This is a genomic window from Halocynthiibacter styelae (assembly GCF_016123485.1).
Taxonomy (GTDB): domain Bacteria; phylum Pseudomonadota; class Alphaproteobacteria; order Rhodobacterales; family Rhodobacteraceae; genus Halocynthiibacter; species Halocynthiibacter styelae.
On sequence record NZ_JADCKQ010000002.1, the window covers coordinates 22,255 to 48,581 of the forward strand.

Annotated in this window: 28 protein-coding genes; 12 read left to right on the forward strand and 16 right to left on the reverse strand. The window is 53.6% G+C overall.

Annotated elements, in window-relative coordinates:
- Position 1: 1 nt before the first annotated feature.
- Positions 2–1,576, reverse strand: coding sequence for a Hint domain-containing protein (locus H1D41_RS02355; RefSeq protein ID WP_228847406.1), 1,575 nt, complete (start codon positions 1,574–1,576; stop codon positions 2–4).
- Between the two features lie 253 nt (positions 1,577–1,829).
- Between H1D41_RS02355 and thrS the strand changes: the two genes are divergently transcribed.
- The 5 genes from thrS (at position 1,830) to H1D41_RS02380 (ending at position 6,644) form a co-directional block, all read left to right on the forward strand.
- Positions 1,830–3,779, forward strand: coding sequence for a threonine--tRNA ligase (gene thrS / locus H1D41_RS02360; RefSeq protein ID WP_228847407.1), 1,950 nt, complete (start codon positions 1,830–1,832; stop codon positions 3,777–3,779).
- A 225-nt stretch (positions 3,780–4,004) separates the two neighbouring features.
- Positions 4,005–4,313, forward strand: coding sequence for a BufA1 family periplasmic bufferin-type metallophore (locus H1D41_RS02365; protein WP_228847408.1), 309 nt, complete (start codon positions 4,005–4,007; stop codon positions 4,311–4,313).
- A 141-nt stretch (positions 4,314–4,454) separates the two neighbouring features.
- The gene (gene bufB, locus H1D41_RS02370) at positions 4,455–5,327 is read left to right on the forward strand and encodes an MNIO family bufferin maturase (protein WP_228847409.1); all 873 of its coding nucleotides are present in this window, start codon (positions 4,455–4,457) and stop codon (positions 5,325–5,327) included.
- Positions 5,324–6,079, forward strand: a complete 756-nt coding sequence (locus tag H1D41_RS02375) for an HvfC/BufC N-terminal domain-containing protein (RefSeq protein ID WP_228847410.1) — start codon at positions 5,324–5,326, stop codon at positions 6,077–6,079. The genes bufB and H1D41_RS02375 overlap by 4 nt, the downstream gene beginning before the upstream one ends.
- Positions 6,080–6,083: 4 nt before the next feature.
- Positions 6,084–6,644, forward strand: coding sequence for a DoxX family membrane protein (locus H1D41_RS02380; RefSeq protein ID WP_228847411.1), 561 nt, complete (start codon positions 6,084–6,086; stop codon positions 6,642–6,644).
- Positions 6,645–6,678: 34 nt separating this feature from the next.
- Here the strand turns inward: H1D41_RS02380 and H1D41_RS02385 are convergent, their stop codons facing one another.
- Positions 6,679–7,008, reverse strand: a complete 330-nt coding sequence (locus H1D41_RS02385; RefSeq protein ID WP_267473576.1) for an arsenate reductase family protein — start codon at positions 7,006–7,008, stop codon at positions 6,679–6,681.
- Positions 7,009–7,230: 222 nt separating this feature from the next.
- Between H1D41_RS02385 and H1D41_RS02390 the strand changes: the two genes are divergently transcribed.
- Positions 7,231–7,440: a cold-shock protein gene (locus H1D41_RS02390; RefSeq protein WP_107495684.1), complete on the forward strand. Its 210-nt coding sequence runs from the start codon at positions 7,231–7,233 to the stop codon at positions 7,438–7,440.
- Positions 7,441–7,499: 59 nt separating this feature from the next.
- On the opposite strand, the gene H1D41_RS02395 is transcribed toward H1D41_RS02390, so the two are convergent.
- Both H1D41_RS02395 and H1D41_RS02400 read right to left on the reverse strand, forming a co-directional pair.
- On the reverse strand, positions 7,500–7,982 hold the full coding sequence (locus H1D41_RS02395) for a dihydrofolate reductase (protein WP_228847412.1): 483 nt from the start codon (positions 7,980–7,982) through the stop codon (positions 7,500–7,502).
- Positions 7,983–8,816, reverse strand: a complete 834-nt coding sequence (locus tag H1D41_RS02400) for a thymidylate synthase (protein WP_228847413.1) — start codon at positions 8,814–8,816, stop codon at positions 7,983–7,985. It abuts the gene before it with no gap.
- A 114-nt stretch (positions 8,817–8,930) separates the two neighbouring features.
- Between H1D41_RS02400 and H1D41_RS02405 the strand changes: the two genes are divergently transcribed.
- A complete protein-coding gene (locus tag H1D41_RS02405) occupies positions 8,931–9,359 on the forward strand; it encodes a VOC family protein (RefSeq protein ID WP_228847414.1) in 429 nt (142 codons plus the stop codon).
- A gap of 37 nt (positions 9,360–9,396) precedes the next feature.
- Here H1D41_RS02405 and H1D41_RS02410 read toward each other — a convergent pair whose 3' ends face one another.
- The 5 genes from H1D41_RS02410 to H1D41_RS02430 all read right to left on the reverse strand — a co-directional run bounded on the left by H1D41_RS02410 (position 9,397) and on the right by H1D41_RS02430 (position 11,854).
- On the reverse strand, positions 9,397–9,849 hold the full coding sequence (locus H1D41_RS02410) for a MarR family winged helix-turn-helix transcriptional regulator (protein ID WP_228847415.1): 453 nt from the start codon (positions 9,847–9,849) through the stop codon (positions 9,397–9,399).
- A 148-nt stretch (positions 9,850–9,997) separates the two neighbouring features.
- Positions 9,998–10,795: a CopD family protein gene (locus H1D41_RS02415; protein WP_228847416.1), complete on the reverse strand. Its 798-nt coding sequence runs from the start codon at positions 10,793–10,795 to the stop codon at positions 9,998–10,000.
- Positions 10,792–11,145, reverse strand: a complete 354-nt coding sequence (locus H1D41_RS02420) for a copper resistance CopC family protein (RefSeq protein ID WP_228847417.1) — start codon at positions 11,143–11,145, stop codon at positions 10,792–10,794. Before H1D41_RS02420 ends, H1D41_RS02415 begins: the two co-directional genes overlap by 4 nt.
- 51 nt (positions 11,146–11,196) lie before the next feature.
- The gene (locus H1D41_RS02425; RefSeq protein WP_228847418.1) at positions 11,197–11,460 is read right to left on the reverse strand and encodes an FAD assembly factor SdhE; all 264 of its coding nucleotides are present in this window, start codon (positions 11,458–11,460) and stop codon (positions 11,197–11,199) included.
- Between the two features lies 1 nt (position 11,461).
- Positions 11,462–11,854, reverse strand: a complete 393-nt coding sequence (locus H1D41_RS02430; RefSeq protein ID WP_107495676.1) for a helix-turn-helix domain-containing protein — start codon at positions 11,852–11,854, stop codon at positions 11,462–11,464.
- Between the two features lie 82 nt (positions 11,855–11,936).
- On the opposite strand from H1D41_RS02430, the gene H1D41_RS02435 reads away from it, so the two are divergent.
- Positions 11,937–13,139, forward strand: coding sequence for a pyridoxal phosphate-dependent aminotransferase (locus tag H1D41_RS02435; RefSeq protein WP_228847419.1), 1,203 nt, complete (start codon positions 11,937–11,939; stop codon positions 13,137–13,139).
- Positions 13,140–13,164: 25 nt separating this feature from the next.
- A complete protein-coding gene (locus H1D41_RS02440) occupies positions 13,165–13,575 on the forward strand; it encodes a hypothetical protein (RefSeq protein ID WP_228847420.1) in 411 nt (136 codons plus the stop codon).
- 53 nt (positions 13,576–13,628) lie between these two features.
- Here the strand turns inward: H1D41_RS02440 and H1D41_RS02445 are convergent, their stop codons facing one another.
- The 3 genes from H1D41_RS02445 to ppk2 all read right to left on the reverse strand — a co-directional run bounded on the left by H1D41_RS02445 (position 13,629) and on the right by ppk2 (position 17,325).
- Positions 13,629–15,005 carry an MATE family efflux transporter gene (locus H1D41_RS02445; RefSeq protein WP_228847421.1) on the reverse strand — a complete coding sequence of 459 codons (1,377 nt, stop codon included), beginning with the start codon at positions 15,003–15,005 and terminating at the stop codon, positions 13,629–13,631.
- 94 nt (positions 15,006–15,099) lie between these two features.
- Entirely contained in the window at positions 15,100–16,245 is a 1,146-nt protein-coding gene (locus H1D41_RS02450; RefSeq protein WP_228847422.1) for an amidohydrolase, read from the reverse strand.
- 132 nt (positions 16,246–16,377) lie between these two features.
- Positions 16,378–17,325 (reverse strand): polyphosphate kinase 2, encoded by a 948-nt coding sequence (gene ppk2, locus H1D41_RS02455; protein WP_228847423.1) that lies wholly within the window; start codon positions 17,323–17,325, stop codon positions 16,378–16,380.
- 203 nt (positions 17,326–17,528) lie between these two features.
- On the opposite strand from ppk2, the gene H1D41_RS02460 reads away from it, so the two are divergent.
- Entirely contained in the window at positions 17,529–18,710 is a 1,182-nt protein-coding gene (locus H1D41_RS02460; protein ID WP_228847424.1) for a winged helix-turn-helix domain-containing protein, read from the forward strand.
- Between the two features lie 106 nt (positions 18,711–18,816).
- Here the strand turns inward: H1D41_RS02460 and H1D41_RS02465 are convergent, their stop codons facing one another.
- From H1D41_RS02465 to H1D41_RS02480, 4 genes are all read right to left on the reverse strand, one after another.
- Entirely contained in the window at positions 18,817–19,140 is a 324-nt protein-coding gene (locus H1D41_RS02465; protein WP_228847425.1) for a hypothetical protein, read from the reverse strand.
- A gap of 352 nt (positions 19,141–19,492) precedes the next feature.
- On the reverse strand, positions 19,493–20,101 hold the full coding sequence (locus H1D41_RS02470; protein WP_228847426.1) for a carboxymuconolactone decarboxylase family protein: 609 nt from the start codon (positions 20,099–20,101) through the stop codon (positions 19,493–19,495).
- A gap of 67 nt (positions 20,102–20,168) precedes the next feature.
- Positions 20,169–21,419 carry a threonine ammonia-lyase IlvA gene (ilvA, locus tag H1D41_RS02475; protein ID WP_228847427.1) on the reverse strand — a complete coding sequence of 417 codons (1,251 nt, stop codon included), beginning with the start codon at positions 21,417–21,419 and terminating at the stop codon, positions 20,169–20,171.
- Positions 21,420–21,502: 83 nt separating this feature from the next.
- The gene (locus H1D41_RS02480; protein ID WP_228847428.1) at positions 21,503–22,954 is read right to left on the reverse strand and encodes a pyridoxal phosphate-dependent decarboxylase family protein; all 1,452 of its coding nucleotides are present in this window, start codon (positions 22,952–22,954) and stop codon (positions 21,503–21,505) included.
- Positions 22,955–23,100: 146 nt separating this feature from the next.
- Between H1D41_RS02480 and parE the strand changes: the two genes are divergently transcribed.
- Positions 23,101–25,062 (forward strand): DNA topoisomerase IV subunit B, encoded by a 1,962-nt coding sequence (parE, locus tag H1D41_RS02485; RefSeq protein WP_228847429.1) that lies wholly within the window; start codon positions 23,101–23,103, stop codon positions 25,060–25,062.
- Positions 25,063–25,087: 25 nt separating this feature from the next.
- Positions 25,088–25,936: a TIR domain-containing protein gene (locus H1D41_RS02490; protein ID WP_228847430.1), complete on the forward strand. Its 849-nt coding sequence runs from the start codon at positions 25,088–25,090 to the stop codon at positions 25,934–25,936.
- The last annotated feature ends 391 nt before the right edge of the window (positions 25,937–26,327 follow it).

Consider the following 26,327-nt stretch of genomic DNA (forward strand, 5'->3'; position numbering starts at 1 on the left):
GTCAACTCAGAAGCAGGCGGCCTTCTCTGACGGTCAGGCTTGGCAAACAGGTCGGCCCGCAAACATCAGGCCGATCTGCCATTTCGGGAAAGATTTCACGAATTTCATCGCGGACCTTCTGATCACCGGCCCGCTGGTGTGCTGCGCCAGGATAAAAACTTTCGGTCAAAAGCCCCTCCGACATTACCAGCTGGTGACTGTCAAAAAGAATATGGAAATACACGACATCTTCTCGCCCGCTTACATAGCACCCGGGCAGGTCAGTCATAGATTTCGCGGGCACAAAGACCTCTTCTGCGGCAAATAGCATTTCTGCCTTCGCCCCGGTGACAACACAGCGATGCTGCGGAGAAACCCAAAGGTCGCGCACAGGTGATCCCGGCCCCAGCGCGTCTTTCCCGATACAGATCGGACGCAGATGCGGGTTTCGGTTCAGATGTGCAGGTTTCATAAGCCTGCGCCCAATCCAACGGATTTCCTGTGCCCCGGCGTCCCGCGTCAGCACTTCCTCACCGACCCTAAGGTCTTCGATGCGCCGTTCGCCACTCGGCGTCAGAATACCCGTCCCCTGCAGGAAACAATGTATCCCGATCGCGGCAAGTTCTTCCGGGGTATCAAGGCTTGACGGGTCAACCCCGACCAGACGGATCGTCTCGCCGTTTGGAAAGGTCAGTATCGATCCGTCTTCGCCATCAGACATGACGACCACATCGCTGTTGCCAACAGTCTGACCAGATCCGTTGTTCAGCGCAGAGACATCAAGCAGATCTTCCCCAATGGTGAAGTCCTTGATGACATCACTTCCGGATCCGTCGGCATAGACAAATGTGTCGCTGCCACTGCCCCCTTCCAGGTAGTCGTCATCCGCCCCGCCGGTGATCGTGTCATCACCTTCCTGACCGTAGATTTTATCGTCACCGGCCCCACCATCAAGGATGTCGTTAAAGCTATGCCCACTTGCTGCAACAGATGCCGGGGTCAGGGAAAACTGGATATTATCCAGCAGCGGTCCAAGCCCATTGTCCTGACTTGCGAATTCTCTGAAGCCAATTGTATCTGTGCCAGAAAGGCCCGTCAGTGTCAGTGTTGTGGTGGTAAAGAACCCGGTGGAAGATGGGCTGATGGTTGCGATGACTGTGCCGTTATGGGTGACCTCAAAATCATCATTCACAGATCCGCCGGCACGGGCTGCGTGATCAAAACTCAGGACATATGTAACACCATCGGCCAGTTCAACATCCGTCTGGACATGATCCACCCCAACTGTATTGCCGTCGAGTTCAATAAACGCGGATCCGTCAGCCGTTGAAAGCCCCAGAAATCCGTCCCCCCAGCGCTCAATCGTGCCGCCGGATCCGGTGTTATACCAGCCCGTAACTGTGCCCGGACTCCAGCTGTTGTCATTCTGATTTGAATCAAGCGGTCCGTTCGCAGCAAACAACACATCACCGTGGATGGTGTCATTGCCACCGCCCCCGGAAATTGTATCATTCCCCTGCTGACCGGCAACGGTATCATCCGCACCATCACCCGTCAGGATATCGTCACCGGAACCCGGTGTACCTGTAACCGCCATTTTGCCTCACCCAGGGCACTCTTGCCGTCGTTTTCCGACGATCCGGCGCCCACAGATCAATTCAATTCATATTAATTTATTCGAATAGTTTTAATTAAACAACATAAATCGCAATTATAACGTGAATCGCAGAAATTGACTCCCCCCTTTTCGCAGATTGACAATCCTGCCCTCCGGGCGCAAAACACGTTTTGAAACATAACCCGCAACCGGGCGTTCCGTGGGCGCCAGAACGACGAGGAGCTTGCCCTGGATGGCACAGATATCCCTTACATTCCCCGATGGTAATTCACGCGACTATGACGCCGGCGTCACAGCCGCAGATGTTGCTGCATCCATTTCCAATTCTCTGGCGAAGAAAGCAATTTCCGCCACTGTGAATGGTGAACACTTCGATCTGCAGTGGCCGATCAGTGGCGACGCACAAATCGCAATTCACACCATGAAAGATCTGGAACAGGCAGAAGAGCTGGTCCGTCACGACTGCGCCCACATCATGGCGCGCGCTGTGCAGGAACTTTGGCCTGATGTGAAAGTGACCATTGGTCCTGTGATCAAAGACGGCTGGTATTATGACTTTGACCGGGAAGAGCCATTTTCGCCAGAAGATCTCGCCCTGATCGAAAAGAAGATGAAAGAGATCATCAACAAGCGTGATACCGTGACCACCGAGATCTGGGAACGCGACCGCGCGGTGAAATTCTATCAGGACAACAATGAGCCTTACAAAGTTGAACTGATCGAAAGCATTCCAGGGGATGAGCCCCTGCGCATGTACTGGCATGGCGACTGGCAGGATCTTTGCCGTGGTCCACACCTGCAGCATACCGGTCAGGTGCCGGGCGATGGGTTTAAGCTGATGTCTGTAGCGGGTGCCTATTGGCGCGGCGACAGTGATCGCGCGATGCTGCAACGGATCTACGGCGTTGCTTTTACCAACAAAGAAGGTCTGAAAAAGCACCTGAACATGCTGGAAGAAGCCGCCAAGCGCGACCACCGCAAGCTGGGCCGCGAAATGGATCTGTTCCACATGCAAGAAGAAGCCCCTGGTCAGGTGTTTTGGCATCCGAACGGCTGGCGCATCTATACCCTGCTGCAAGATTATATGCGTCGTCGTCAGGACAAAGGCGGATATGTTGAGGTCAACACACCCCAGGTTGTGAACCGCAAACTGTGGGAAAAATCCGGCCACTGGGAAAAATACCAGGAAAACATGTTCATCGTTGAGGTGGACGAAGATCACGCGCGCGAAAAGACCGTGAATGCACTGAAACCCATGAACTGCCCCTGTCACGTGCAGGTCTATAACCAGGGCCTGAAATCTTACCGCGACCTGCCCCTGCGTATGGCGGAATTCGGGTCTTGTAACCGCTATGAACCATCTGGCGCGCTGCACGGCATCATGCGCGTACGTGGCTTTACTCAGGATGATGGTCACATCTTCTGTACCCGCGAACAGATCGAATCTGAAACCGTCGAATACATTGGTTTCCTGTCTTCTGTGTATAAAGACCTGGGCTTTGAGGAATTCCGTGTGAAATTCTCAACCCGACCTGAAAAACGTGTGGGATCAGATGAAATCTGGGATCAGGCGGAAGAAGCTCTGGCCAACGCCACCAAAGCCGCTGGTTTTGAATATGAGATCAATGAAGGCGAAGGTGCGTTCTACGGGCCAAAGCTTGAATTCGTTCTGACCGATGCAATTGGCCGTGACTGGCAATGTGGCACCCATCAGGTTGACTTCTTTATGCCGGAACGTCTGGACGCAACTTACATCGGCGAAGATGGTGCGAAACACCGTCCGGTTATGTTGCACCGCGCGACCCTTGGGTCCTTTGAACGTTTCATCGGTATCCTGATCGAAAGCCATGCTGGTAAACTACCGTTCTGGCTGGCCCCGCGTCAGGTTGTTGTCGCGTCCATCGTCACCGATGCGAATGATTATGCGCAGGAGGTGGTTGCAGCCCTGCGCGCCGCTGGTGTGCGTGCCGAAGCCGACGTGCGCAATGAAAAGATCAACTACAAGGTCCGCGAACACAGCCTTGGCAAAGTTCCGGTGATTCTGGCGGTTGGCATGAAAGAGGTCGAAGACCGCACCGTGTCTGCCCGTCGCCTTGGCAGCAAGCAAAGCCAGCTTGTTTCACTGGATGAGATTGTAACAGAACTCACAAAAGAGGCCTGCCCGCCTGATCAACGCGGCTAAAATCTGTAGGATTTGAAACTTTCCAGGGGCCCGATCGGTAACACTCACCGATCGGGCCCTTTGTTTTTATGGGTATAGACCCAAATACTGTTCACAAAATACGCCAGAACCTCACGCACGCGTGAATGACAGGCTTGTGAGTAGCATGTGTTAACCTCTGGCGCTTAGATTGAGGTCATGCCGCAGAGAGTGGCGAAGACAAAGATCAATTCAGAGGAACACACCATGTCCAACACTGTAAAAACTCTTGCCGTAGCCGGCGCTGTAGCCGCTGCTCTGACTGCACATGCAACCACACCTGCTGCCGCTGCCGGTGGCGAAAAATGCTACGGCGTTTCCCTTGCTGGCGCAAACGATTGCGCAGCGGGCCCAGGCACCACATGTGCAGGTACTTCTACTGTTGATTATCAGGGCAACGCCTGGAAAATCGTAGATGCAGGCACTTGCGACACCATCGAACTTCCTGCTCTGGCAGATGGCACAGCACGCGTTGGTTCTCTTGAGGAACTGGACCGCGACCTGCCACAGGGCTGATAACCGCGTCCCTCAGTCCCCTGCCCGTGCAGGGGGCATCTCGGCCTCTCGCAGACTTTTGGTGCTCATTTGTTTGCGGGAGGCTTTTGAATTTTCGCCGTTTCCGGCGAACCTGTAAAAAATCAACAGTACAGGCAGATCATGCAACAACCGCTTACACATTCGTTTGATCACCTGCCCGCCGGAACCGGTGTTGGGTACAAGCCCCAGCATTTTCAGGCTATTATGGACAACCCGGCACCGGTTGAATGGCTGGAGGTTCATGCCGAAAACTACATGGGTCAGGGCGGTCGTCCGCTGGCCCAGTTGCGCGCCCTTGCCGAACGCTTTGCCTTTTCCGTCCATGGCGTTGGTCTGTCGATCGGCAGCGAAAGCGGCCTAGATCATGACCACCTTGATCGCCTGAAGATATTATGTGACTGGCTGAAGCCCGCACAATTTTCCGAACACCTGGCCTGGTCTACCCATGACAGCCATTTCCTGAACGACCTTCTGCCTCTGCCCTACACCAACGAAACGCTGACGCGCGTTGCAGATCACGTGAATCAGGTACAAAACCACGTCGGTCGCCGGATGCTTCTTGAAAATCCGTCCAGTTACCTGGCTTTTGCCGAAAGCACCTGGGAAGAATTCGACTTTATGGCAGAAATCAGCAAACGTACCGGCTGCGGCCTGTTGCTCGATGTGAACAATGTTTTTGTTTCGGCCACAAACCTGAACTACGATCCGCGCGCTTATATCGACGCCTTCCCCCTTGATAAGGTCGGTGAAATCCACCTTGGTGGCCATGACGAAGATGAAGACAGTGATGGTGCACCCCTGTTGATTGACAGCCACGGGCGCGAAGTTGTTGATCCTGTCTGGGCCCTTTATGATTATACAATCGCCAAAACCGGCCCTCTGCCCACCCTGATTGAATGGGATACAGATGTCCCGGACTGGCCGGTTCTGGCCGATGAAGCCCGACGCGCAGATGCCATTCTGAACCGTAAATCACAGGCGGCGGCAGAATGAACGACACGGTCACACAACCACAGTTCACCCAGGCAATATTGTCCCCAACAATGGATGTACCCGCAGGCCTGCGTGACGCAAAAGGTGATCCGGCGGGTAAACGCTTTTCAGTTTATCGTAACAACGTTGCGGTCTCACTGACAGAAGCACTGATCACCGCATTCCCGGTGGTTGTGAAACTGCTGGGTGAGGACAACTTCCGCATTCTCGCCGGGCAATTCCTGCGCGCCCATCCCCCGACATCACCCTTGATGATGCATTATGGTGACGCCCTGCCCGACTTTCTGCAGACGTTCGAACCTACACAACAATATGGTTACCTGCCGGATGTTGCCCGCCTGGAACTTGCAATCCGCGAAAGCTATCACGCGGCAGACACGGACCCGATCTCACCCGAGGCACTTCAGGCTTTGCCCCCCGAGGCCCTGATGGCCGCAAAACTGGAACTGGCCCCCTCTGTGCGCCTGATTTCGTCGCAATGGCCACTGTTTCAACTCTGGCAGTTTAACATGACTGGCGGGCCAAAACCGGAAATGCGAGCAGAAGACGTGCTGATCACCCGTCCCGCGTTTGATCCGCAACCTGTAGCCCTGCCCTGCTGTGGCGGCTTGTTTGTTCAAGCTTTGCTGAGTGGCCGAACATTTGGCGAAGCCCTGAGCGCGGCCAGCACGCACAACCCCGAGTTTGACCTTTCTCAAAGCCTGGCTGCGTTGCTGGCAGGCAATGCAATTTCTCGTATCACAGAAGGATAAGACCATGACTCCCCTGATAAATCTACACAACTCCGTTTTTAGCCTGGTTGAAAAACTTGCCGGGGAATGGCTTCTTCCGACACTGGCACGATTCACTTTTGTGGCCGTGCTGTTGATGTATTTCTGGAATTCCGCAGTCACCAAACTAGGCGATGGCATCTTTGGCATTCTGTCCCCATCTTTCGGCGGCTACACCCAGATCTGGCCCCGTGCGATCGAAGCCGCAGGTTATGATCTGTCCGCCATGTCCTGGTTTCAGTGGCTGGTTGTTGTCGCCGGCACTGCGGCCGAATTCGTCCTGCCCCTGCTGATCCTTCTGGGTCTGTTCACCCGCCTGGCGGCCATTGGCATGATCGGCTTTGTGATCATGCAATCTCTGACAGATATCGTTGGTCACCATGCTGATGCGACAACAATCGGCGGCTGGTTTGACCGTATCCACGACAGCCAGATCATGGACCAGCGCCTGTTCTGGATGGCCATTCTGATCACGCTGGTGGTGAAAGGCGCAGGGCCGCTGTCGCTTGACCGGGTGCTGGCCGGAAAATCCACCGCAGCAGCATAACAAACAAAGGGGCAGATCATACTGCCCCTTTTCATTACAGCCCCCAGTCGGCCTTTGCCTTTGCTGTCCAACCCAGGGTCAGCTTCCCATCCCCCTGAACAACCGGTCGCTTCATCACCGCAGGATGTGCCTCTAAAAGATCCATCTGCGGCACAGAACGTTCTGATTCCGTCATATCACGCCATGTCTTGGAGCGTTGGTTGATCAGCTCTCCACCAAAGGTTGCAAGAAAATCCTCCAATTTAGCCGTATCTAGTGGCGATGCTCTAACATCAATAAGTTCGGCATCGCGCCCGGATGCTGTTATTTCTTTCAAAGCCTTACGGCAGGTGTCACAGTTCTTTAGCCCGTATATACTGATCATTTCGACATCTCCTGATCCCAGTTCGTTCCTGTTTTACCCATATCCGACTGGTTTGCCGACGGTAAATTCCTTGCAATTTTGAAAAACTCATGCGCATGCTCCTCTCGTGACAAAGGCTTTTAATGACGCACGCTCCCGATTTGGGCGCGGCCTGAAGACAGAAGACCTGGCTGCACCACCCCGTCGCAATACCGTGGGCGGGTTTCAATAAGGAGACTACGGATGGCTACTGGCACCGTAAAATGGTTTAACGCAACTAAAGGTTTCGGCTTCATTGAACCTGATGAAGGCGGCAAAGATGTATTTGTACATATTTCAGCTGTAGAACGCGCGGGGCTGCAAGGCCTTGCGGACAACCAAAAGGTTGAGTTCGAAATGGTCGCAGGCCGTGACGGCCGCGAATCTGCTGGCGAAATTCAGCTGATCGACTGATTTTCAGTCACATGAATTGATTGCCCCGCGCTGGTTTCAGTTGCGGGGCTTTTTTATGTTCAACGCAGGCGCAGATATTCATCCACAGCACAAGCCGGATCTTCACTTCGCAGAGGGCTCGTGCCGGTTTTAGCCCAGTCATCCGCACTAAATTCTGGAAAGAACACATCTGCATCATCAACCGATACGGCCACTTCAGTGATCAGCAGGCGATCTGCAATATTCAGCATTTCCGCATAAATCCCGCGCCCACCCATGCCGTAAATCCGGCGATAACCTTGCGCCTCTGCCAGGGCAACAGCGTCCTGTACGTTAGAGACAACATGTTCACATCCTTCCACACCCTGCGACGTCACCACAATATTCAGGCGATTTTTCAGAGGCTTGAACGGAAGACTATCCCAGGTATTGCGCCCCATAATCACAGCGCCACCAAGGGTTTCGCGTTTGAAGAATTGCAGATCCTCCGGCGCATACCAGGGAATATCATTGTTTTTACCAATGGCGCCATTCCGGTCGCGCCCGACGATAAGTGTAATCATTTATACGGCCACAGGTGCTTTGATGTTGGGATCGGCGTCATAGCCGGTGATTTCGAAATCCTCATACCGGAAGTCAAATATACTGTCGACCTTGCGAGTGATCTTCAACTGCGGCAACGGTTTCGGCGTACGGGCAAGTTGGGTTTGCACCTGATCCATATGATTGGAATAGATATGCGCATCACCCAGTGTATGCACAAAATCACCCATCTCATAACCAGCGACATGGGCCAGCATATGTTGAAGCAAAGCGTAGGAGGCGATGTTAAATGGCACACCAAGGAACATATCGGCGGAACGCTGATAAAGCTGAAGATGTAAACGGTTGTTCAGGATGCGCACCTGCCAGAGCGTATGACAGGGCGGCAGCGCCATGTCGGGTACATCCGCCGGATTCCAGGCGGAAACAATCAGGCGGCGGCTGTCAGGTGATTTTTTGATGTTCTCAACAAGCTCAGAAATCTGATCCACTGCACCCGCAAAATAAAGCGGATGCCCGTCTTTTTCCGTACCGCTGGGTTGTAACGCCGGGAACCGTCGCCATTGATGGCCGTAGACGGGACCAAGATCGCCCTTTTCATCCGCCCATTCGTCCCAGATCGAAACACCATTTTCTTTCAGGTATTTAATGTTTGTATCGCCGGCCAGAAACCAGAGAAGTTCATGCAAAATGGAACGAATATGCAGCTTTTTGGTGGTCAGCAGAGGGAAGCCCTCTGACAGATCATAGCGGCACTGCATGCCAAAGACAGAAACCGTGCCCGTGCCCGTGCGATCAGAGGAACTTTCTCCCCGGTCCAGAATTTCCTGTAAGGCTTTCAGATATGTCTGCACGTGTCCCTCCGCGATTTTTCACTAACATACCGCAGCCCTGCTGCCGGGCAAGCTATTAACTTGCTACCAGCTATCAACCCGGTCAGAGTAGCGAAAAAGAGAGGAGCGCCGAACATGCCACTAAAATATCTGCACGTTATGGTCCGGGTTGCGGATCTGGAAAAGAGCAAAGCTTTTTATGAGCTGCTGGGACTGAAAGAGACCCGCCGGTACGAAAGTGAAAAAGGGCGCTTTACTTTGCTCTATCTCGCCCCTCCGGGGCAGGAAGAAGCCGAGCTCGAACTGACTTACAACTGGGATGGTGATACAGATTTGCCGGCAGACAGCCGCCATTTTGGCCACCTGTGTTACGGTGTTGATAATATCTATGAGACCTGCCAGCACCTGCAGGACAACGGTGTGTTGATCAATCGCCCGCCCCATGACGGACGCATGGCCTTTGTACGTTCCCCGGATAATATCAGCGTGGAAATTCTGCAAAACGGTGACGCGCTGGACCCGGCTGAACCCTGGATCAGCATGGGCAATACCGGCCACTGGTAAACCTATTCCGGGGCTGATGCCGTTTCAGGCATCAGCCTCAGTAAATGTACCGGATCTGATCCGTCCAGTATCTTTCCACACGACGCAGGCTGACATTAATCACCTCGATACCATCCTCCCCAAGCACGCCTTTCGACTGAAGACCTTCGGCATGGCGCGCAAAAAGATCACTGACGGTCTGATGGATTTCCCGCCCTTTTTGCGTCAGACGCACGCGCACCGACCGACGGTCAATTTCACAACGCTGATGGTGCATAAAACCAAGATCCACCAGTTTCTTCAGATTGTAAGACACGTTTGACCCCTGGTAATAACCACGGGATTTCAGTTCACCTGCAGTGACTTCATTGTCACCGATATTAAATAAAAGCAGCGCCTGGACCGCATTAATTTCCAACACCCCGACCCGTTCGAATTCATCCTTAATTACATCAAGCAACAGGCGATGCAGGCGTTCGACCAATGCGAGCGCCTCAAGGTAGCTCGTCATAAAATCATAGTGTCCTACGGTATTCACCTTCGACTGAAAACTCATCTCTTTCTCCGATGACCTGAAAAGAATTTGAAACCAGGCTGAGGGAAAAAGGCGAAAAAACAGTTAAGTAGAACAATGCCCCAATGATTTTTCTATATTCAGTTCACAAAGGGGTATTGTTGGAAAGCCAGGCGGAAAAGCCCAAAATTGTCAGAAAAATCAAGGCATCCACCACCATCGCAGATCGAAACGTCCTAACCGGCGCGTCGTAGGCGTCAGATATTTCCGGTACAATTTTAAGTTTATTTCGCAAACCAATCGCACCGGCCAGCATTACAAAAGCCAACTTTCCAGTCATAGCCAGCCCCCAATTCCCCCAAAGCGCCTGAAGGTTACCGTCAGTCCGGATCCAGACCAACGTGCCACCCGCTACAAAAAGAACAGGAAGAATTACAACTGCAACGCGCCCGAACCTCTGCGCCCTCTGCGCCAGTGTCACAGGTGTCATCGGCTTGAGAAACGGCAGGATCACACCAGCCCAGATCAATGCCAGCAGAAGATGGAGGAACAAAAAGGGTTTCTGAAGCAGCGTCAGATGACTGAGCCACGCAATCCCGAGCAACAGCAAACAGGACTTCCCCAACAACAAAAGCCGGTTTTCATGATGAAACAGGAAGAGCGAAAAGGCGAAAAGTACAAACAGTAATGTCGCCCCGCCGCCCAGCTGCCATAACAAATGCGCAATTCCCGGACCAAAAACACCGTCCCAGCGCCCGGTCAGCAGCGCAGCCTGGGACGAAAAATAGAAGGCACAGGAAACCATCCCCAACAATGCACCAAACCTTTGCACCTTTTTGAGCGCAGGAAGACCAAAGATCACCGTAGCCAGTCCGCCGCCAGCTGTCAGGGTTGCCGAAAGCAGGATCATCAACCTCGCGATGATCGGAAGACTGTCCATCATTCAGGCACAATGGCGAAGGTGAAGTCTTCCCGCATTGCATGGCCATCCGTTCCAAGACCGCTCCAGGTGATCGTCCATCCGCCTGGTGCCAACACAGGCAATGGCAGGATAAAATCCGCTGACGGTTCGGAAATAAATGAGGATATATCCAACGTCACAACCTGACCGTCGATATCAGTCAGTGTCACGAACACCAATCGCAATGGTTTGTTAAAGTGCAGGGACAATTCCTGCGGGGCAGAAACGGCTGCACCCTGCCCTGGTTCTGACGCTGTCAGTACGGAATGCGCAAATACCGCCAATGGCGTAAAGGCCAGCACAGCGGCCAGAATAAGTGAACGAACAGACATGACACCTCCGACTGTTTTCACAGCAGTTTGCACCTTCCCTCTGCTGGAAGGTCAAGCGGCCTTATGCACCGTTGATATTTTTGTGATCAGATCCAGGTATTGCCCAGGCGTCGCCAACTGACCAGATACCCAACCGTACAGATCATGATCATTTTCATCCAGCAAAGCTTCGTACAGATCCAGTTCTTCTGCAGAAAGATCCGCAAGAGCCGCATCCGAAAAACCAGAGAGGATGATATCCATCTCTTTGATCCCGCGCCGGATCGAACGCATATGCAGACGTTTCAGACGGTGTTCATGTGTTTCGGTGGTCATATCAGCCCGCCTTCAGGATCGTGCGCAGGTTTTTCTCAAGCCGCCCCAATCGATCCGCAGATTGATTGATCTGCGTCTTGAGGTCACGAATTTCTGTCAGAATTTCCTCAACCCCTGGTGCCAGAGCGGTCTGCTCTTCCGGTGCTTCCAGGCCATCGCCTTCGCCGTTCAACAGGAACATGATCGACACATTCAGCAGGCCCGACAGGCGCATAATCTTGTTCGATCGGGGTTCTGAAATATCATTCTCCCAGGCCCGGATCGTCTTCAATTTCACGCCAAGGCGTCGTGAAAGCTCCTGCTGGGTCATGCCCAGCGCCTCCCGCGCGCCGGCGACACGGTCGCCAAAAGTGGTATATTCCGCACTAAACCAATCGTTTTCAGCGTCATCCATAATGATTTTTCAACTCTTCTTGCCTGGGCTTTGCGCGCAATCTAAAGCAAAGGAAGCAAACATACAAATATGGCGTTTCTCTATGTCTCTGATCTCTGCCTCGCTGGCCCGTGTCAAACCGTCACCAACCATTGCTATCAGCAGCAAAGCCAAAGAACTGGCCGCAGCAGGGCGTGACATTATCGCCCTATCTGCCGGAGAGCCCGATTTTGACACGCCGGAAAATATCCGTAATGCCGCAAAGGCAGCGGTTGATGCGGGCAAGACACGCTACACCGCACCAGATGGCATCCCGGAACTGAAGCAGGCGATCTGCGACAAATTTCAACGTGAAAACGGGCTGAGCTATATTCCGGCACAGGTCACCGTTTCCACAGGTGGGAAACAGGTGCTTTACAACGCGTTCATGGCGACACTTGACGCGGGTGATGAGGTTGTGATCCCCGCGCCTTATTGGGTGAGCTATCCGGATATGGTATTGCTGGCCGGCGGCACCCCGGTGATTGTCGAATGCCCGATGGAAAGCGGTTTCAAACTGACACCAGAAGCCCTGGAAGCTGCGATCACGCCTAAAACCAAATGGCTGATCTTTAACTCTCCCTCCAATCCCACAGGTGCTGGCTATACTCGCCAGGAGCTGAAAGGACTGACGGATGTGTTGATGCGCCACCCGCAAGTTCACATCATGACCGATGATATGTATGAACATCTGTCTTATGAGGGTTTCACCTTCTGCACCCCGGCCGAGGTTGAACCCGGACTTTACGATCGTACACTCACCTGTAACGGTGTGTCCAAAGCCTATGCTATGACCGGTTGGCGCATTGGTTACGCGGCAGGACCCGAAACATTGATCTCTGCCATGCGTAAGGTACAGTCACAGTCAACCTCCTGCCCCTGTTCAGTCAGTCAATGGGCCGCGATCGAAGCCCTGAACGGCCCGCAGGATTATATTCACAACAGCCTGGAAGTCTTCCAGCGCCGCCGGGATATGGTGGTTGAAATGCTGAACGATTGCCCGGGCATAACCTGCCCGACACCGGATGGTGCCTTTTATGTGTATCCATCCATTCAGGGCTGTATTGAGAAGACCTCAGCAGCGGGCACCAAAATTACAGATGACGAGGTTTTCGCCACCGCCCTTCTGGAAGAAACCGGTGTTGCGGTGGTCTTTGGTGCGGCTTTTGGGCTCTCTCCGAATTTCCGGGTCAGTTACGCTGAAGCGGATGATGTATTGCGGGAAGCCTGTCTGCGCATTAAACGCTTCTGTAACGCACTGAACTGAACATTTTCTGAGTGAGTTTCTTAATATGTCCACAGAACTGCCAAAATATTACTTCCGCACACGTGAAAACGGTGCCCTGGCTTTCCGCGTTGACACGGAAAACCGCCATCGTCGTATCGATATGGACCAAATCGCAATGGTCAATGTACGTAACGGCGAGATCAAGCCCCAGGGCGGACGTGAACTGTCCAACGAAGATATGGAAGCTCTGACACAGTGGCTTGAAGAACGTCAGGACGTTCTCGCACAGCGCAACATCGATGACATTCTGCGCACAGTTGACCATCTGAACCAGACTGCACAATGGGCACAGTCCAAAGGCACTGATGAGGAACTTGAAGCCGTCACTGACAGCCTGCTTCTGGCCATGCATGATCTGCGTTCGGTGCTCGTTCGTAAAAAAGCGGATCGCCTTATGAGCGGTGACAAAGCCTGATCATCCACCCCGGAGTTTTTCAAAAACTCCGGGGGATTTTCTTTCGAAGAAAATCACTGCACCCAGGTGCGACGCCAGAAACGCAGATTCAGAAGCACCGCGACAACGGACAGGCCGATCACCAGGCCGCCCCAGACGCCGGGCGATCCATAGCCCATGTTCTGGCTGATATAGTAACCGGACGGCACCCCAACGATCCAGTATCCGAACGCTGCCAGAAGCATCGGAATACGCGTATCCTGAACACCGCGAAGCAGGCCAATGCCAATCGCCTGCATTCCATCTGCCAGCTGAAACAGTGCTGCCAGCACCATGAAGACGCGTGCGATTTCGAAAATCTCTTCCCGCGCGGGTTCATCCTCTGCCAGAAACAGACTGACCAGCGGGTCCGGGAATATGACAAACACAGCAATCGTCAGAAGTGAGAAAATAAAAGACATCGCCAATACGACCTGCCCGCCCATTCGCAAACGGGTTTCATCCTTCTCACCCAATGCCCGCCCGGCTCGAATGGTTGCAACGCCTGACAACCCCAAATGCACCATAAAGGTGACAGAGGCCAGTTGCAGCGCAACGCCATGGGCCGCCAGCTCAATCGTGCCAAACCAGCCAACCATAACAGATGCGGCAGCAAACAGACCGACTTCTGCGAGGATTGTGATCCCGATAGGAACACCAAGGCGTAAAACCTCCCACAGGGCTTCGCCGTCAATTTTCCAGAACCGCGCAAACAAGTCGTGTTCAGGCTGCTTTATCCGCGCATAGATGCACAGGATGATCAGCGGCAGGAACTGGTTCACCACCGAAGCAATCGCCGCCCCACGAATACCCAGCTCCGGAAAACCCCAGTTCCCGAAGATCAGGGCGTAGTTCATAATTGCGTTCAGGATCGCAGCGCCAATGGTAGACAGCAACACAACCCCAGTCCGCTCCAGCGCCGAGAGGTAGCTTTTCAGCGTCACCACCAGAAGCGCAGGGATCAGACCAATACCGGCAATACGCAGATATTCCTCACCCAGCGCTGCAACCTCTTCCGTCTGACCAAGCAGCAGCAGAATGTCCTCGGACCAAAGAAACACCGGCTGCATCAGCACCGTGTACCCCAGAGAAGCCCAGAGCCCCATACGCGTCACACGGCGTACGCGCGTGTCATCGCCCGACGCCGAAGCCTCTGCCACCATTGGCATCACGGCATTGCCAAAGCCTGCACCAAAAACAAAGATGACAAAGAAAAACGTACTGGCCAGGGTCAGCGCCGCCAATGATGTCACATCATACCAACCGACCATCACTGTGTCTGTCACACCAATCGCCATCTGCGCCAGATGACTGCCCACCAATGGCAGGCCAAGCAGCGTTACCGCTTTAATATGCGATGCATAGGTCATTTTCTTATGTCCGGTGGTCAGCTTAAAAAAGGGAGGAGCCATTCCCCTGGGCGGGTAGTGCCGCCAGACTTAAGCGAAACAGAAAAAAACCGCCCCGGCAAGGGGCGGTGGAAAAATATTCTGCGTGATCTGATGTTCAGCCCAGGATTTCCCGGATTGCAGCTTCAAAAATCCCCGCCCCGACGGGGATCAGATCATCCGGAAAGTCATAATCCGGGTTGTGCAGCTGCGGCTGATCCGTGCCGGAACCCAACAGGAACATCGCTGATTGCGCCCCGTATCCGAACAAGCCAAAATCCTCAGACCAGCGCATGGGGCCTGCGTCTTCAATCAACGGCACATTTCGCTGTTCAACCGCGCGTTTCAGAACCGCAGTGGGATCTGCTGCGTTGGTGCAGGCGTGGAAAACATCATGGTAACTCAGCTTCACCTGCAATCCGTCGCGCTTAGCAACTTCAGATATCAGTGCCTCTGCCTCTTCACACAGCGTCGCCATATCAGCATCCTGAAGGCAACGCAGAGTGCCCAGAACCACGGCATGGCCTGGCGTCACGCCAAACACGGCTTCACCCATTTCCGCATGTGTCACCGTGACCAGACGATACCCCGGCACAAGCTTGCCACCGCTGCCCAATTCCGTCAGCCCGGGCATCAGTGCTGCCACGGCCTGCATGGGTGACACACCAGTTTCCGGCATCGACGCATGGGCGGTTTTGCCGGTCAGCTCAATACGAATCCCGCGTGATGCGCAGTTTGCAGGCCCTTCCGCAATCGCGACATGGCCAAGTGGCAGGCCTGGCAGGTTGTGCAGCGACAAAGCAACATCCGGCTTAATCTGTGCAAAACGTGCATCATCCCGCACCGCACGGGCCCCTTGCCCGGTTTCCTCGGCGGGCTGAAACAGCAGTACCACGCGCCCTTTCGCGGGGCGCTGTTTTGCCATCATGCGACCGACAGCGCAGACCATCACCATATGCCCGTCATGGCCGCAAAGGTGACCTTTACCGGCGATCTGGCTTTTGTGTGCAACCTCTGTCAGTTCCTCAATCGGCAGTGCATCCAGTTCCGCCCGCACCATCACGGTTGGCCCTGGTTCAGCACCATTATAAACCAGCGCAACACCGGTTTCGCCGAGGTCAGTCAGAACCTCGTCTGGCACCGTGTTTTGCATGAACTCGGTGACCATCTTCGCGGTCTCATATTCTTCGCCGGACAGTTCTGGTTTTTCATGCAGATGACACCGAAATTGCGTCAATTCAACGATGTCACTGTTACTCAGCATGGTGTCCCCCGGACCAATTCACATTTGCGCGCTACAAGGCCAGAGATCCTGACAATCTTCAACCCGCTTTTGTCTGTCTCAAAGCAAAACAGGCGCCCCACCGGGACGCCTGCACATTCAATCTTAACAACTTCAACCGCGACGTTGGTCTGGATGCAGCGACGTACCAAGGATATGTTCAGACCCATGCACAACCTGCCCGGCATGTCCGACAATCAACGGATCCGGCGCGGTCACCACAGCGTGGTTCTTATCCGGATAATCAATGGTCGAGAGGAAGTGCTTCATGCAGTTCAGACGCGCACGTTTCTTGTCATTTGACTTGATGATCGTCCATGGCGCATCGGCGGTGTCTGTGTAGAAGAACATTGCCTCTTTTGCTTCGGTGTAATCATCCCATTTCGCAAGCGACGCCTTATCAATTGGAGACAATTTCCACTGCTTCAGCGGATCGCCCTGACGTGAATCGAAACGGCGTTTCTGTTCGTCCTGGGTCACAGAGAACCAGTATTTATAAAGACGAATGCCGGAACGCGTGATCATGCGTTCAAATTCCGGGGTCTGGCGCATGAATTCCAGATATTCATTGGGCGAACAGAACCCCATCACACGTTCAACCCCGGCACGGTTATACCAGGAACGGTCATAGAAAACCATTTCGCCCTGTGTTGGCAGGTTCTCGATGTAACGCTGATAATACCACTGGCCCTTCTCGCGATCCGTGGGCTTATTCAGTGCAACGACACGGGCTTCACGTGGGTTCAGGTGTTCCATAAAGCGTTTAATGGTGCCGCCCTTACCGGCCGCATCACGGCCTTCAAACAGCAGAACAAATTTCTGACCGGTTTCATCCACCCATTTCTGCACTTTCAGCAGCTCAGCCTGCAAAAGCGCTTTTTCAGCTTCATAGGCTTTCTTCGGCATTTTGTCGGTGTAAGGGTATACACCACCTTCAAAGGTCTGTCGGATCGCATCAGGCGACACCTTCGGGAAATCTTCTTTTTTTGCCGGCACTTCCGCCTTCGCGGCAGGTTTGACGGCAGCATTTGCAGCAGTCGCCTTCTGGGTGGCTGTGGTCATATAATCGTCCTCCTGTTCACTCACATGCGGGCTTCTAGCCCGTCCAGTCATGTGACGCCTTGACGCAGATCAAATATCCATATGATGAAAATCAAACCCTTCCGGATTTTTTGAGAATTTCAGGAATGAATTCTCAACCTTGCAAATGTTCCACAATTGTTCCAATTTCGCATTAACAATTTATTCAGCATCGCAGGACCCCAATGATGGAGATCAGCAATAAAACAGCGCGCCGCCTCTGGCTCCACTCCCTCGGCCTGTTATCTGCCCCCACTGGTCCGCTGGATGTGGCCGGGATCACGCACAAACTAGGCTATGTGCAGCTGGATACGATCAATATTATCAGCCGCGCCCATCATCATATCTTCTGGTCCCGCAATCAGAATTACCGCGAAAAACACCTGAACCCTGCCCTGAACCCACGACGTGAGTTGTTTGAACATTTCTGCCATGATGCCTGTGTTCTGCCGATGGAATTCCTGCCGGTCTGGAAACGTCAGTTTGAACGCAAGGCCGAAAGCCTTGGAAAATCTTCCTGGTTCTCCAATATGTCGGACGTTGCAGGGCGCGAAGAAATCAAAGCGCGCATCCGTCAGGAAGGCGCCCTGTCGACCCATGATTTTGATAGCGAAAACACCCGTAAAGATCAGGCCTGGTCCCGTCCTCCGCACAAAATGGCGCTGGATTATATGTGGTATTCCGGAGAACTGGCGACCTGCCACAGGCGCGGATTTACCAAGATGTATGACCTGGCGGAACGGGTGTATCCGGAAAAGCTACGCGAACGGGATCTGCCGGATAAAACACGTATGGACTGGCTCTGTCAGGAAGCTCTGGCGCGTTTGCAGTTTGCCAGCAACGGCGAAGTTCAGCGCTTTTGGGAAGCCATGAGTGCAGCCGAGGTGAAAGCCTGGGTGCAATCAAACCGACCGGAAATGGTGAAATGGCGGGGCGCAGATGGTACGTTGCATGAAAGCCTTGCCCGCCCGGATCTGGAAGAACAGATAGATGCACTGCCAGATCCATCAAACCGCATCCGCATCCTCAGTCCGTTCGATCCGCTGGTGCGGGACCGTAACCGGCTGCAAAAGCTCTTCGGATTTGATTATCGGATTGAAATATTCGTACCTCAGGCAAAACGTCTGTGGGGGTACTATGTATATCCCTTGTTGGACGGGGACCGCTTTATTGGCCGGATCGAAGTTAGGGCGGATCGCAAAACAGGCACTTTGAATGTTCTGAACCTCTGGGCAGAACCCGGTATCCAATGGGGGCACGGGCGCACAAAGCGACTTGATGCTGAATTATCCCGGATCATCCGCCTTTGTGAATGTCAGAATATCATCTGGCATCAGCCCAAAACGCCCACCCCTTCGCCAGAATAAAGGTTCCCCTTTCCAACCTGCACCATCCTGCACCATCCTGCAGATCTTCTCGCACGCAGTTCAACAGGAAAGCCGGAAAGGGGAATGGGGACCACAGAAGACGCGGTTATTCTGCGAAACGACGTGTGCCTCTGATCTGCGTCAGTTCAGCAACACCGCGTTGGCCATGATCTTCCGCAGGGCGTTTTGCCAAAGCCTTCTTACGCCGCGCTTCTGAAAGTTCACGTAAAACTTTGTTACGACGCGCGCCCTGGCCTGCTTTTTCACGGAATAGCTTGCTTCTGGTTTCGTCCCGGCCCAGCTTTCGTGAAAGATCGAAAAACGAATAAACGACTCCGTCCGGAGTGTTCTCATTCTGATTTCGGGTTACGGCAGAAATTTCCAGGGCTGCGATGCGTCCCTCACGGGCACGTTCTTCATGATCTGACATCCTGTTTCCTTACTCTTACACCGACAACGTCGGTCACACTGGTTACAATTCAGGTATGCCACTCAGACGTGGCAAGAATATGATGACAATATGAAGCAATAGTGCTGAAAACACCCCATTGTGTTTTCAGCATCTGTTAACCACAGCAAGCCAACCCCAACATGTTGAAATTACTACAGTACCGTTTCCCTAATTCCCCCCAAACGCTTCGATTAACCAAAGTTTGCGGTTTTTCCCCGCCAGGCCATTCGCGTAGAAATCGACACAATTCTACCTGTGAGCAGGGATAAAGAAGAAACCTTCAACAGTACCACGGATTGCACAACGCGCGATTCGTGGTGACCCTTTTTTGTCAGCTGTGGTTCCAATCATCGGGATCAGCATTGTTGTTCGGAGAAAGCCCGATGATATCCCCTTTTGTTGAACAACCAAGCCCCAAAACCGTGCGGTTCGCGTAACCAAAGTACGCGGAAACCTGGTTGATCTCCAGGATCTCGCCGTCATCCCAGCCCACAGCACGCAGTTCTTCCACATCGACGTCCTGCAGAGCAGCCGGATCCCGGGTAAGTGTCCGAATATATCGCATTGCCTGACGTTGCGCCTCATCCAGAGGGGCGGCATCAATATTTCCGGTCTCAATCGCCGCACGCAACGCGGCAGATTTTGCATCATCCTGAATAAGACGTTTCATTCCCGCAAAGTGATGTTCAACACAATAGTTGCATTCATTCAGCGACGACACCCAGACGCCCAGGCATTCCAGAAACCACTTTGGGATCGTATTGCCGGAATGATGCAGAACATATTTGTAGATCGCCATATGCCCTTCCATGGAATGCGGGCGCAGGCTGTGCATCATCATAATGTTGTCGACGTTATTGTCCGGGCCTTTTACCCGATCATACAACATCTTCAGTTTGCCTTTAGCTTCTTCATAAGGAACAGTTTTAATCCAGGCCATAATCTCTCTCCTCTGTCTGACGACAGAGTGGCCCGGATCGTTGCAAATGAGAAGACCTTGCGCAGGTTTAAATCACAAGATCTGAAATCGCCGGATCGCCGGTGATGTCCTGCAGGGTAAATCCACCAAGGGTCATACGTTCCTTGAGTTTTGCGAAGTTATCTTCCTGCGTGGTTTCGATCCCGATTAGAACCGTTCCGAAGTTGCGTGCAGATTTCTTCATATATTCAAAGCGAGCGATGTCATCATCCGGCCCCAGAAGCCCCAGGAAATCCTTCAAAGCACCCGGGCGCTGTGGAAGACGCAGCACAAAATACTTTTTCAGCCCCAGGAATTGCTGCGCACGTTCTTTGACTTCCGGCAGGCGTTCAAAATCAAAGTTCCCGCCTGACGTCACACAAACCACAGTTTTGCCTTTGATCTGATCCTGAATGTCCTTCAGTACATCCACAGACAATGCCCCGGCCGGTTCAAGAACAATGCCCTCGATATTCAAAATCTCGATCATTGTCGTGCAGATCCGGTCTTCCGGAACCGCACGGATCTGATCCGGGTGGAAATGTCTGAGATGTTCAAACGTCTGCGTCCCGATCTTTGCAACCGCCGCCCCATCCACAAAACTGTCAATCTGTGGCAACATCACGGGTTCCCCTGCCTGCACAGCCGCTGCGAGGCTTGCTCCGCCTTCGGGTTCTGCAAAGGTGAAAGCGGGACCAGTCGCACCGAAATAGCGCGTCACTCCGGCAGATAATCCCCCGCCGCCAACAGGCAGCACAATCATATCTGGCAAACAGCCAAGCTGTGCCTGCATCTGTGTTTCAATTTCCACCGCGACAGAGGCCTGACCTTCAATCACATCATCATCATCAAAGGGTGACAGAAAATGGGCCCCCTGCTGCGCGCAATAGGCCTGCGAAGCCGCCAGAGTTTCATCAAAAAAATCCCCTTCCAGCACGATCTCGATCGCATCCCCACCAAAGATCCGGGTTTTCTCGACCTTCTGCTTTGGCGTGGTCACCGGCATGTAAATGACACCTTTAACCCCGGCATGCGCGCAAACCCGCGCCACGCCCTGGGCATGATTACCCGCACTTGCACAGACAAAGACTCGCTGATCAGGTCGCGCTGCAAGCGCCTTGCTGATCGCATTAAAAGCACCCCGAATTTTATAGGAACGCACTGGCGACGTATCTTCACGCTTCAGCCAGATATCCGCCCCGAATTTCTCGGAAAGGTGGTCATTGCGGTGCAGTGGCGTACGCTTAAACAGTTCCCGCATATTCTCGCAGGCGGTCCGGGCGTCATTCTGGAAACTCATGGCAGGTCCGTTCTAGTGATCAAAAAGAGGCGCTGGGAATGCGGTCCTGGCCCCGGAAGCTGTAGGGGGTTACAAAACCGGTATCAACCGATTTCCCCTCGGTCATTCACACCTGCGGCTTCGCGCGCGACACATGCGACAGCATCAATGATGTCTTCTGGTTGGCTGCGATGGTTGGTGATCGCCGCGCGCAGCATCGTGATCCCGTCGATATCTGTCGTCGAGAACACCGCGTCACCACTATCCTGAAGCTGTCGTGCGATCGCAGCATTCAGATCGGATTGTTCGGCTGGCGACAGGTCATCGCGCGCAGTAAAAACACAGATATTACTGATCACCGCACAGCCCAACCGCATCCGCGGTTGCCTCGCAACTTCCTGCGCCATCAATTGTGCAAGCTGACAGTTGCTGGTGATCGCGTCAGAAAAAGCCACCTCACCAAACATCTCAAGCGCGCACCAGACCTTCAGGGCACGGTTACCACGTGACAGATCAATACCGTAATCCGTGAACCAGGGCTCGCCCCCGGCAAGGCCACTGTCAGCCCCTTTCAGATAGGCTGGACGGGCGGCAAATGCGGCGCGGTGTTCTGCCTCATCACGGATCAGGGCCATGCCACAATCATAGCCCACATACATCCATTTATGGAAATCCAGCGCAATGCTGCCCGCCCGTTCAATTCCATCCGTCAGGCCGCGCCAGGGCTGGTCCGCAATCCGTGTCCAGGCCCCGAAAGCCCCGTCTACATGTAGCCAGAGCTTTTCCTGTGCCGCCACATCTGCAAGCGCGTTGAGATCATCGAAGGCCCCGATATCGACTGACCCCGCCGTGCCCACTACAAGAAATGGCAGGGCGCCGCTGGCGCGATCTTCCCGGACCATCTGCGCCAGAACATCCGCATCCATGCGATGGCCCCGCAAAGGCACCAGTCGCAGGTTTTCGGCACCAATCCCCAACAGTTCCAGCGCCTTGCGCGTGGCATTGTGCACACCTGCCGCCGCATAAGCCGTCAGGCGTTGATCCCCCTGGCCTTTCAAACGCACATCCTTCAGCACCCGCAACCGCGCCGCCTGAAAAGAAATTACCGTCGCCTGCGATGTGCCCGCGACCAGCAATCCGCTTGCACCTTCCGGATAGCCCATCTTGCGGCGCGTCCAGTCGACAACAGCGCGCTCCATCTCATTGGCCCCGTGATTGCGCCCGCCAAGGTTCGCATTCACCACGCTCGAGGCCATATTCGCAATCAGATCAGAGGCCAGCCCGCTGCCCTGCACCCAGCCCCAAAACCGCCCATGGGTATTACCACCATGATAGGGCAGCACATCTCGGGTGATCTGATCGACAAGCTTACCCACTTCACGTCCCTCGCCCGCGATCACATAGCGTGTGTCAAGACCCTCAGGTGGTTCCTGCCAGGGACGTTCCGAAGCGTTTTCCAACTGATTCAGACAAGCATCCAGCAGACGGTGCGCCTGCGCCCGGAAATCAACCCCATCAGCAGGTTCAAGCCCGCCACCTTTAAATTCTTTCGACATATCGACCTCTCCCTTACTGCCAGTATGTAGCCGCGTATCTAATCAATCCACAAGATATGGGAAATCTGCCTGGCCTTCCCCCTTCCCCAGCCCCCTGTGACCTGCCATAATGAAACAAATTCACTAAGAGATGAGCAGAATCCCATATGGCCGACGATCTTCTTGGCGCCCCTGAACCTGAAAAAACCTATGACGCATCTTCAATCAAGGTGCTCAAAGGCATGGAAGCCGTGCGCCTGCGCCCCGGTATGTATATCGGCGGCACCGATGAACGCGCCCTGCACCATATGGCGGCAGAGATTCTCGACAACTCGATGGATGAAGCGGTTGCGGGCCACGCCACCCGGATCGAAGTGGAATTGCATTCGGATTATTCCCTGACCGTACGCGACAACGGGCGCGGCATTCCGATTGATCCCCACCCCGATGATCCCAGCAAATCCGCGCTTGAGATGATCTTCACCGAATTGCACGCAGGCGGCAAGTTTAACGGCGATGCTTATGAAACATCCGGTGGTCTGCATGGTGTAGGCGCGACCGTGGTGAACGCCCTGACCGACAGTCTTGTTGTGCAAGTGGCCAAGAACAAAGAACTGCATGAGATCCGCTTTTCCAAAGGCGAACCCCTGACAGGTCTGGAAAAAATCGGCGCAGCCCCGAACCGCCGTGGCACCACCGTAACCTTCCACCCGGATCCAGAGATTTTCAAATCTCACAAGTTCAAGCCAGCACGTCTGCTGAAGATGGTGCGTTCAAAGGCATACCTGTTTGCGGGCGTTGAAATCCGCTGGAAATCGGAAATCGACGATCAGGAAACCCCGACGGAAGCTACCTTCCACTTCCCTGGCGGCCTGTCTGATTATCTGACTGAAACGCTGGGCAGCTCTACCGCCTATGCGGAACAACCTTTCTCGGGCACCGTTGATTTCAAAGAAAAGTTCGGCACTCCCGGCAAAGTCGAATGGGCGATCAACTGGACACCCTCACGCGATGGTTTCATTCAGTCTTTCTGTAACACCGTGCCCACGCCCGAAGGCGGCACCCATGAATCCGGTTTCTGGGCTGCGATCCTGAAGGGCATCCGCGCTTACGGCGAGTTGGTCAGCAACAAAAAAGCCACGCAGATCACCCGCGATGATCTGGTCACCGGCGGCTGTGCGCTGGTCTCTTGTTTCATTCGTGAACCGGAATTTGTGGGTCAGACGAAAGACCGTCTGGCAACCTCTGAGGCCCAGCGTCTGGTTGAAAACTCTGTCCGCGACCATTTTGACAACTGGCTGGCGGCAGATACGAAATCTGCCGGGGCTATCCTGGATTTCCTTATTCTGCGCGCGGAAGAACGTCTGCGCCGCCGCAAAGAAAAAGAAACCGCCCGTAAATCCGCGACGAAAAAGCTGCGCCTGCCGGGTAAGCTGACCGATTGTTCCAGCAAAGACCGTGCCGGCACCGAACTGTTCATCGTCGAGGGTGACTCTGCGGGTGGGTCTGGCAAAGGCGCGCGTAATCGTGTGAACCAGGCCCTTCTGCCCCTGAAAGGTAAGATCCTCAACGTGTTGGGCGCGGCCAGTTCCAAGCTGAACACCAACGCGGAAATCAATGACCTGTGTGAAGCGCTTGGCGTAGGCATGGGCACAAAATTCAACGTCGATGACCTGCGCTATGACAAGATCATCATCATGACCGATGCGGATGTCGACGGGGCGCATATTGCAGCTTTGTTGATGACGTTTTTCTACACACAGATGCGCCCGCTGATTGATCAGGGCCACCTCTATCTGGCCTGTCCGCCGCTCTATCGTCTGACCCAGGGCGCAAAACGCATCTATGTGGCCACAGATGCCGAGAAAGACCGGATCCTGGAAAAGGGCCTTGGTGGTAAAGGGAAAATTGACCTGCAGCGGTTTAAGGGCCTTGGTGAAATGGACGCCAAAGACCTGAAAGAAACCACAATGGACCCAAAAACCCGCAAGCTGATCCGCGTCACCATTGACGAAGACGAGCCCGGCGAAACCAGCGATCTTGTGGAACGTCTGATGGGCAAAAAACCCGAGATGCGCTTCCAGTATATCCAGGAAAACGCAAGGTTCGTTGAGGAGCTGGATGTTTAGAACTTTGTAAAACTATGGAGATTATATGACGAACGTATTTATTAGCTGGAGTGGCGATCTTAGCAAGAAACTCGCGGAAGAACTAAGTCGCTGGATTCCGTCAGTGCTACAATTTGCAAAGCCTTACTTTACTCCGAATGACATTGAAAAAGGTACAAAATGGGGCTCAGAAATCTCCCAAAAGCTCTCTGAAACCCACATTGGTATTGTATGTTTAACACGAGAGAATTTCGAGCGACCTTGGATCCTGTTTGAAGCAGGAGCGTTATCCAAAGATATAGACGCTTCAAAAGTTTGCTCAATTCTATTTGGAATGGAGCCTTCGGACCTGTCAGGTCCGTTGACAACATTTCAAACAACTCAGTTTGAGAAACGTGATTTTAAAAAATTGCTCTCGACTATCAATGAAACGGGAGGCGACCAGAAGTTAAATCAGGAAACCTTTGACCGCGTCTTCGAGATGTGGTGGCCACAGTTACAAGCCTCTGTGGAGAAGATCTTAAATGCGAAAACTAAAAAGGATAGCAAAGAGCTCAGAGCCGATCGTGACATTCTAGAAGAAATTCTTGCTCTCACCAGAATTTCGGCTCGAAATCGCGCCCGATACGCAGAGAAACATAGCCTTTTCCCCGGTATAGCCAATCAACTTTGTTCAAATGCTACCATGATTGTCCAAGCTTCCAAGTTTTATAAGGATCTTGATTTATTGGAAGTCTCCGCTTCGATTGCAGACAGTATTGCAATGATTGCAAATGAATTCCCTCAAGATAATCATGAAACAAAAGACCTTCTGTCGCGACTAAATCACGAAAGTTCGAGCGCTCGTTCTGACATAAAAAGACAAAAAGAACTCGACGAAGAAATACCTTTCTAACGCCCATGCCCCGCATGGGCAGCGCCTGACCCTCCCCACGGGAGGGCGCTTCGCACCCACCCAGGGTCATGCTCTGCCCTCCGCAAATGTTCCGCAACATTTCAACACGACTTCAAGCCGAGGTTCGGAAGAAGTAACGTCCAACACGCGCCTGTTCATCGGGCTTACGCCGTGCCACTGGCACGACGGTCCCTCTTCATCCCCACGGGAGGGGGCTTCACCTCCACCCGCGGTCCGGGCCTGCCCTCCGCAAATGTCGCGCATCAGTTCAGACTCCCCCCGCAACCGCTTCTCTTCATTGCCCCATCACAGTTCCGTAACGTAGCGCGCTTTCCGCTTGCACCCTGACCACCGTCAGGCAAACCTGCCCGCAACATGTGAAGGATGCCGC